The organism is Streptomyces coffeae, assembly GCF_016741875.1.
GTDB classification, from domain to species: Bacteria; Actinomycetota; Actinomycetes; order Streptomycetales; family Streptomycetaceae; genus Streptomyces; species Streptomyces coffeae.
The window spans coordinates 1-2,895 of sequence record NZ_JAERRF010000098.1; the positions used below are offsets into that span (position 1 = coordinate 1).

2 protein-coding genes are annotated in these 2,895 nt (G+C 68.6%); both read right to left on the reverse strand.

Annotated elements, in window-relative coordinates:
- Positions 1 to 1,067, reverse strand: a 1,067-nt coding sequence (locus JK363_RS41080) for a 2-oxoacid:ferredoxin oxidoreductase subunit beta (RefSeq protein ID WP_201883435.1), incomplete at its 3' end; no start/stop codon positions are given.
- Positions 1,060 to 2,895 (reverse strand): 2-oxoacid:acceptor oxidoreductase subunit alpha (locus JK363_RS41085; protein WP_201883436.1); only part of this gene is annotated, 1,836 nt, incomplete at its 5' end. The genes JK363_RS41085 and JK363_RS41080, both read right to left, overlap by 8 nt.

Below are 2,895 nucleotides of genomic sequence, written 5' to 3' on the forward strand. Positions count from 1 at the left end.
GTCCAGGTGTCGTTCCCGGTGAGCAGTGCGGCGAGGTCGCCCTTGCCCTTCTGCTCGACGGCGGCCTCGAGTTGGGTCGCCATGTCGGTGTCGTAGACCGGCCGCTCGACATTGCGCAGCACCCCGATCGGGGTGTGGTGCAGGGTGTCGGGGTGGGCCAGCCGGGACAGCGCGAAGGCGGTGGTGGGGGAGGCGGCGTGGGCGTCGTGGACCAGGATCCGGCCCTCGTTCTCCGTGGTGACCGTGACGACTTCCAGGTCGCCGGTGGCCGGGTCGCGCACCACACCCTTGGCCTGGTCGACGCCGAAGCGGATCGGCTTGCCGTGCTCGAGCCGGATGACGGCTTCTTCGGCCTGCTGCTTGTCCTTGAGGACTTCGAAGGCGCCGTCGTTGAAGATGTTGCAGTTCTGGTAGATCTCCACCAGGGCGGTGCCCGGATGGGCGGCGGCCTGCCGCAGCACCTCGGTGAGGTGCTTGCGGTCGGAGTCCACGGTGCGGGCGACAAAGCTCGCCTCGGCCCCCAGCGCCAGCGACACCGGGTTGAAGGGCGCGTCGAGGGAGCCCATCGGCGTGGACTTGGTGATCTTGCCGACCTCGGAGGTCGGGCTGTACTGCCCCTTGGTCAGACCGTAGATGCGGTTGTTGAACAGCAGGATCTTCAGGTTGACGTTGCGGCGCAGGGCGTGGATCAGGTGGTTGCCGCCGATGGACAGCGCGTCGCCGTCACCGGTGACCACCCACACCGACAGATCGCGGCGGGAGGCGGCGAGGCCGGTGGCGATGGCGGGCGCGCGGCCGTGGATGGAGTGCATCCCGTAGGTGTTCATGTAGTACGGGAAGCGGGAGGAGCAGCCGATACCGGAGACGAAGACGATGTTCTCCTTGGCCAGGCCGAGTTCGGGCATGAAGCCCTGGACGGCGGCCAGGATCGCGTAGTCGCCGCAGCCGGGGCACCAGCGCACTTCCTGATCGGACTTGAAGTCTGATCTGGACTGCTTGGCTTCGGCCTTGGGGACCAGCGAGAGTGCCTCGATGCCGGGCATCCCGTGTGCGACGGTCTCAGTCATCGATGGCCTCCTTAAGGGCCGCGGCCAGCTGCTCGGCCTTGAACGGCATGCCGTTGACCTGGGTGTAGGAGCGGGCGTCGACGAGATGGCGGGCGCGGATGAGGGTGGCCAGCTGGCCCAGGTTCATCTCGGGCACCACCACCTTGTCGTAATCCCCCAGCACCTTCCCGAGGTTGGCCGGGAAGGGGTTGAGATGGCGCAGATGGGCCTGGGCGACCCGGTCGCCCGCGGCCCGCACCCGGCGCACCGCCGCGGTGATGGGCCCGTAGGTCGAACCCCAGCCCAGCACCAGGGTGCGGGCGTCACCGGTGGGGTCGTCCACCTCGAGGTCCGGTACCCGGACACCGTCCACCTTGGCCTGGCGGATACGGACCATGTGGTCGTGGTTGGCCGGGTCGTAGGAGATGTTGCCGGTGCCGTCCTGCTTCTCGATCCCGCCGATGCGGTGCTCCAGACCGGGCGTACCGGGCACGGCCCAGGGGCGGGCGAGGGTCTCCGGGTCGCGCTTGTACGGCCAGAACACCTCGGTGCCGTCGGCCAGCACATGGTTGGGCCCGGTGGTGAACTGCACCCGCAGATCAGGCAGATCATCGATCTCCGGGATCCGCCAGGGCTCCGAGCCGTTGGCCAGATAGCCGTCGGAGAGCAGGAAGACCGGGGTGCGGTAGGCCAGCGCGATCCGGGCCGCGTCCAGCGTGGCATCGAAGCAGTCGGCCGGGGTCCGGGGAGCCACGATCGGCACCGGCGCCTCGCCGTTGCGCCCGTACATGGCCTGGAGCAGATCCGCCTGCTCGGTCTTGGTGGGCAGACCGGTGGAGGGGCCACCGCGCTGGATGTCGATCACCAGCAGCGGAAGCTCCAGCGACACCGCGAGACCGATGGTCTCGGACTTCAGCGCCACACCCGGCCCGGAGGTGGTGGTCACCGCCAGCGCCCCGCCGAAGGCGGCGCCCAGCGCGGCGCCGATGCCCGCGATCTCGTCCTCCGCCTGGAAGGTGCGCACACCGAAATTCTTGTGGCGCGACAGCTCGTGCAGGATGTCGGAAGCCGGGGTGATCGGGTACGAGCCCAGGAACAGCGGCAGATCGGCCTGGCGCGAGGCCGCGATCAGCCCGTAGGACAGCGCCAGATTGCCGGAGATATTGCGGTAGGTGCCCGCCGGGAAGGCGGTGGTCGCCGGTGCCACCTCGTAGGAGACCGCGAAGTCCTCGGTGGTCTCGCCGAAGTTCCAGCCCGCCCGGAACGCCGCGACGTTGGCCTCCGCGATCTGAGGCTTCTTCGCGAACTTCTGCCGCAGGAACTTCTCGGTGCCCTCGGTGGGCCGGTGGTACATCCACGACAGCAGGCCGAGCGCGAACATGTTCTTGCTGCGCTCCGCCTCCTTCCGGGACAGCCCGAAGTCCTTCAGGGCCTCGATGGTGAGGGTCGTCAGCGGCACCGGGTGGACGTGGTAGCCCTCCAGCGAGCCGTCCTCCAGCGGGCTGGTCTCATAGCCCACCTTCGCCATCGGACGCTTGGTGAACTCATCGGTGTTGACGATGATTTCGGCTCCGCGCGGCACATCGCCCAGATTGGCCTTGAGTGCGGCCGGGTTCATCGCGACCAGCACATTGGGGGCGTCGCCGGGGGTGAGGATGTCGTGATCGGCGAAGTGGAGCTGGAAGCTGGAGACTCCCGGCAGCGTTCCGGCGGGGGCGCGGATCTCCGCCGGGAAGTTCGGCAGGGTGGACAGGTCGTTGCCGAACGACGCGGTCTCGGAGGTGAACCGGTCACCGGTGAGCTGCATACCGTCACCCGAGTCACCCGCGAACCGGATGATCACCCGGTC